At 72.2% G+C, this 4,451-nt stretch carries 6 protein-coding genes; 5 read left to right on the plus strand and 1 reads right to left on the minus strand.

Annotated features, from left to right (window positions below):
- Nucleotides 1-64 precede the first annotated feature (64 nt).
- On the plus strand, nt 65-1,156 hold the full coding sequence (mnmA, locus tag V7793_RS33975) for a tRNA 2-thiouridine(34) synthase MnmA (RefSeq protein ID WP_336013552.1): 1,092 nt from the start codon (nt 65-67) through the stop codon (nt 1,154-1,156).
- A 46-nt stretch (nt 1,157-1,202) separates the two neighbouring features.
- Here mnmA and V7793_RS33980 read toward each other — a convergent pair whose 3' ends face one another.
- A complete protein-coding gene (locus tag V7793_RS33980; protein ID WP_336013546.1) occupies nt 1,203-1,808 on the minus strand; it encodes a hypothetical protein in 606 nt (201 codons plus the stop codon).
- 223 nt (nt 1,809-2,031) lie between these two features.
- Between V7793_RS33980 and V7793_RS33985 the strand changes: the two genes are divergently transcribed.
- The 4 genes from V7793_RS33985 to V7793_RS34000 form a co-directional block, all read left to right on the plus strand.
- Nucleotides 2,032-2,571, plus strand: coding sequence for a TIGR00730 family Rossman fold protein (locus tag V7793_RS33985; protein WP_336013547.1), 540 nt, complete (start codon nt 2,032-2,034; stop codon nt 2,569-2,571).
- Nucleotides 2,572-2,598: 27 nt separating this feature from the next.
- Nucleotides 2,599-3,288 (plus strand): SDR family oxidoreductase, encoded by a 690-nt coding sequence (locus tag V7793_RS33990; RefSeq protein WP_336013548.1) that lies wholly within the window; start codon nt 2,599-2,601, stop codon nt 3,286-3,288.
- A 22-nt stretch (nt 3,289-3,310) separates the two neighbouring features.
- Nucleotides 3,311-3,751, plus strand: coding sequence for a MarR family winged helix-turn-helix transcriptional regulator (locus V7793_RS33995; RefSeq protein ID WP_336013549.1), 441 nt, complete (start codon nt 3,311-3,313; stop codon nt 3,749-3,751).
- A 121-nt stretch (nt 3,752-3,872) separates the two neighbouring features.
- On the plus strand, nt 3,873-4,451 hold a 579-nt coding region (locus V7793_RS34000; protein ID WP_336013551.1), incomplete at its 3' end, for an MFS transporter.

Genomic DNA, 4,451 nt, shown 5'->3' on the forward strand with positions numbered 1-4,451 from the left:
GACTGACTTCCCCGGTGCCCCCGACCCCCAGGCCCCCCGCAAGGGGCTCCGCGTGCTCGCCGCCATGTCCGGCGGTGTCGACTCCGCCGTCGCCGCGGCCCGCGCCGCCGAGGCCGGGCACGACGTGACCGGCGTGCACCTCGCGCTGTCCGCGAACCCGCAGTCCTTCCGGACGGGCGCGCGCGGCTGCTGCACCATCGAGGACTCCCGCGACGCCCGCCGCGCCGCAGACGTCATCGGCATCCCCTTCTACTGCTGGGACCTGGCGGAGCGCTTCCGCGAGGACGTCGTCGAGGACTTCGTCGCCGAGTACGAGGCCGGGCGCACGCCCAACCCCTGCCTGCGCTGCAACGAGAAGATCAAGTTCGCGGCGCTGCTGGACAAGGCGCTCGCGCTGGGCTTCGACGCGGTGTGCACCGGCCACTACGCGACGGTCGTCCTCAACGAGGACGGCACCCGCGAGCTGCACCGCGCGAGCGATATGGCGAAGGACCAGTCCTACGTCCTCGGCGTGCTGGACGACCGGCAGCTGGCCCACGCGATGTTCCCGCTGGGCGACACGGTCACCACGAAGGACGAGATCCGCGCGGAGGCGGAGCGCCGCGGCCTGGCCGTGGCGAAGAAGCCCGACAGCCACGACATCTGCTTCATCGCCGACGGCGACACCCGCGGCTTCCTCGCGAAGCGCCTGGGCAAGGCCGAGGGAGACATCGTCGACGAGACGGGCGCGAAGGTGGGCACCCACGAGGGCGCGTACGGCTTCACGATCGGCCAGCGCAAGGGCCTGCGCATCGGCCACCCGGCCCCGGACGGCAAGCCGCGCTATGTCCTGGACATCTCGCCGGTGAACAACACGGTGACGGTGGGCCCGGTGGAGGCGCTCGACGTCATCGCGCTGACGGCCATCCGCCCCCGCTGGTGCGGCGTGGCCCCCGAGGGCTCCGGCACGTACACCGCCCAGCTCCGCGCCCACGGCGGGGAGACCGAGGTGACGGCCGAGCTGATCGGCGGCGAGCTGCGGGTGGCCTTCGCCGAGCCGGTCCGCGGCGTGGCCCCGGGCCAGGCGATCGTGCTCTACGACGGCACGCGCGTGGTCGGCTCGGCGACGATCGCGACCACCGAGCGCGCGGCGGCGCGGGCGGCGCACAGCGCCTGACCCGCGGCCGGGCCCGCGCGTCCGGTGGGACGCGCGGGGAGGTGCGTTACGACTTGGTGCGCGTCACGTTGTTGACCGCGCACTTGCCGCTGACGCTGGTGCCCGCCTTCGGCACGTACGACTGGGAGACGTCCTGGGTGTCCGTCTTGCCGGGGCCGACGAAGGGGATGGTGCGGTTGCGGGTGCCGATGAGCGTGCCGGTCGAGTCGGTGAACTTCACCGAGAACGTGTAGGTGTAGTTGTCCGTCAGGCTGGGGTTGGTGACGGAGATCTTCGCGGTGATGCCGCGGGTGTCGCTGTAGTCGCAGCTGACGATCTTGAGGTCGCGCGAGGCGCTGCCGCCGGTGCTGCCGCCCGTGGTGATGCCGCTGGTCGACGTACCGCTGCTGGTGGAACCGCCGGTCGTGAGGCCGCTGGTGCCGCCCGTGGTGAGGCCGCCGTCCGTGCTCGTCCCGCCGCCGGTCGATCCGCCGGTGCTGGAGTCGCCGGTCGTACCGCCCGTCGTGGTCGTGCCGCCGGAAGTCGAGCTGCTGCTGCTGCCGTGGCTGGAGCTGCCGCCGCCGCAGCCGCCGCCGTGGCTGCCACGGGCTCCGGTCAGGGCGACGACGGCAATTCCGAAGACCGCGGCCGCGCGGACATGACGAAGCTTCACTGGTAACTTCCCCCGATAATTGGCTGGAAACAGCGCCTGTTGACGCCCGGCTGACGAGTGCACGTCACGCTAACAGCGCTCTTACAAGCAGCCAAACCAAGCCGCTCCCTGTGACGAACCCGCAACCGAACGGGGCCGTAACAGGGACAGGAAACGGTCCGAAAACAGCCCACAGTGGCCCGGGCGGTGCGTCCCCGCCCGGACGGCACATACGGTGGCGTCCATGAACATCGCCGTCTTCTGTTCCGCCGCCGACCTCGACGCCCGCTACACCGTCCCCGCCCGCGAGTTCGCCGAACTCATCGGCAGGGGCGGCCACACGCTGGTGTGGGGAGGCTCCGAGTCCGGCCTGATGAAGGTCATGGCCGACGGGGTGCAGGAGAGCGGCGGCCGGCTGGTGGGCGTGACGGTGGAGTTCCTCGCCGCGCGGGCCCGGGACAACGCCGACGAGATGGTGGTCGCCCGCGATCTCGCCGAGCGCAAGGCGCAGTTGCTCGCGCGGGCCGACGCCGTCGTCATCATGGTGGGCGGCACCGGCACGCTCGACGAGGCGACGGAGATCCTGGAGCTGAAGAAGCACGGCATCCACGACAAGCCCGTCGTCCTGCTCAACGCCGCCGGTTTCTACGACGGCCTCAAGGCGCAGTTCCAGCGGATGGAGGACGAGGGCTTCCTGCCGCTCCCCCTGTCCGAGCTGGTGTTCTTCGCGGAGGACGGGCTCGGGGCGATGGCGTACCTGGAGGAGTCGGCGGGTCTGCAGTAGCACCCGCGGTAGGGCAAGCTGGCTCCCATGGCAACACATCTGATCACCGGGGCCGGCTCCGGCATCGGGCAGGCGGTCGCGCGCCGCCTCCTCGACCGGGGCGACGAGGTCCACCTCTTCGCGCGGGACGCCGGCCGGGCCAGGGAGCTGGCCGCCGCGTTCCCCGGCGCCCACACGCTCGTGGCCGACCTGTCCAACCCGGAGCGGCTCTCCTGGGCCCTCGACAAGCAGCCGCTGCCCGACCGGGTCGACACGCTGCTGCACATCGCGGGCGTCGTCGACCTCGGCGACGTCGGCGAGCTGACGCCGAAGACGTGGAACGCCACGCTCGCCGCCAACCTGGTCTCCCCGGCCGAGCTGACGCGGCTCTTCCTGCCGCAGCTGCGCGTGACGAAGGGGCACGTCGTCTTCGTCAATTCGGGCGCCGGGCTGCACGCCCACGCCGGCTGGAGCGCGTACGCGGCGAGCAAGCACGGCCTGAAGGCGCTCGCGGACTCGCTGCGGGCCGAGGAGCACGCGGCCGGCGTGCGCGTCACCAGCGTCTACCCGGGCCGCACCGCGACCCCCATGCAGGCGAAGGTGCACCAGCAGGAGGGCAAGGAGTACGACCCGTCGCAGTGGATCGACCCCGAGTCGGTCGCGTCGACGATCCTGCTCGCGATCGACCTCCCGCGCGACGCGGAGATCAACGACCTGTCCGTCCGGCCCGGCCGCTGACCCGGCGGCGTACGCTGGCGGCATGAGCAGCAGCGCAGTGCGGGACACGGCGGCCGTCGGGTGCTCGGTCAAGGAGATTCGGTCCCTGGTCGTCGAGCTCAACAAGCGCATGGACGCGCACCAGCGCGGCCGCAGCGCCGAGTTCGACCTCACGCCCACTCAGGCGAAGGCCCTGGAGGAGCTCGGGCGGCCGAGGACGGCGCGCGAGCTGGCGGCGATCCTGAGCTGCGAGCCGCCGAACGTCACCTATGTGGTGGACAAGCTGGAGAAGCGCGGCCTGGTCGTGCGCGAGCCGCACCCGCAGGACAGGCGGGCCAAGCGGCTCGTCCTGACCGATGCGGGGCGGGAGTTGCGCCTGGAGCTGCTGCGGCGCATCGGACGGGACTCGCCGCTGGACCACATGTCGCACGAGGAGCGGGCGGCCCTGCGGGACCAGCTGGCGAGGGCGCTGGAAGGCGCGTAGGCCGCGAGGTGCCGGCACGAGGGAGCCCCCGGGACATCCGCCCCGGGGGCTTTCGTATAGCTCTCGTAAAGTTATAGCTGTAATGATTGTTCGAGTAATCAATACAGCTTTAACTATCTCCATGATCGCTCAGCCTCGTTCCTCCGCGGCCGCCCCCGCCTCCGCACCGGTCCCGCCGGCCGCCCCCGCCCGGCCTGCGCTCGGCATCCTCACCCTCGCCCTGGGCTTCGTGCTGGCCTCGCTCGACGTCACGATCATCAACATCGCCGGCCCCTCCCTCCGTACGGGCCTCGGGCTCTCCCTGTCCGGCCTGACCTGGGTCGTCAGCGGCTACGTGCTCGCCTTCGCCGCCCTCCTGCTCCTGGCCGGCTCCCTCGCCGGGCGCTACGGCGCGCGCCGCACCTACCTCGCCGGGCTCGCGCTCTTCACCGCGGCCTCGCTGCTGGCCGCGGTCGCACCCGGGGCGGGCGTGCTCATCGCGGGACGGATCCTGCAGGGCGCCGGCGCGGCGCTGTTCATGCCCAGCTCGCTGACGCTGCTCCTCGCCGCCTTCCCCGGCACCCGGGAGCGGGCCCGCGTCCTCGGCCTGTGGTCGGCGATCGTCTCCGTGGCCGCCGGGCTCGGCCCGGCCGTCGGCGGCCTCCTCGTCGGCACGTTCGGCTGGCGCTCCGTCTTCCTGATCAACCTGCCGCTGGGCCTG

This window comes from Streptomyces sp. KLMMK (assembly GCF_036961605.1).
Classification (GTDB): Bacteria; Actinomycetota; Actinomycetes; order Streptomycetales; family Streptomycetaceae; genus Streptomyces; species Streptomyces telluris.

What these genes read in the sequence shown, in the direction of transcription:
- V7793_RS33995 (WP_336013549.1), top strand. Translation starts at nt 3,311, where the DNA reads ATGAGCAGCAGCGCAGTGCGGGACACGGCGGCCGTCGGGTGCTCGGTC.
- V7793_RS33990 (WP_336013548.1), top strand. Translation starts at nt 2,599, where the DNA reads ATGGCAACACATCTGATCACCGGGGCCGGCTCCGGCATCGGGCAGGCG.
- V7793_RS33985 (WP_336013547.1), top strand. Translation starts at nt 2,032, where the DNA reads ATGAACATCGCCGTCTTCTGTTCCGCCGCCGACCTCGACGCCCGCTAC.
- mnmA (WP_336013552.1), top strand. Translation starts at nt 65, where the DNA reads ATGTCCGGCGGTGTCGACTCCGCCGTCGCCGCGGCCCGCGCCGCCGAG.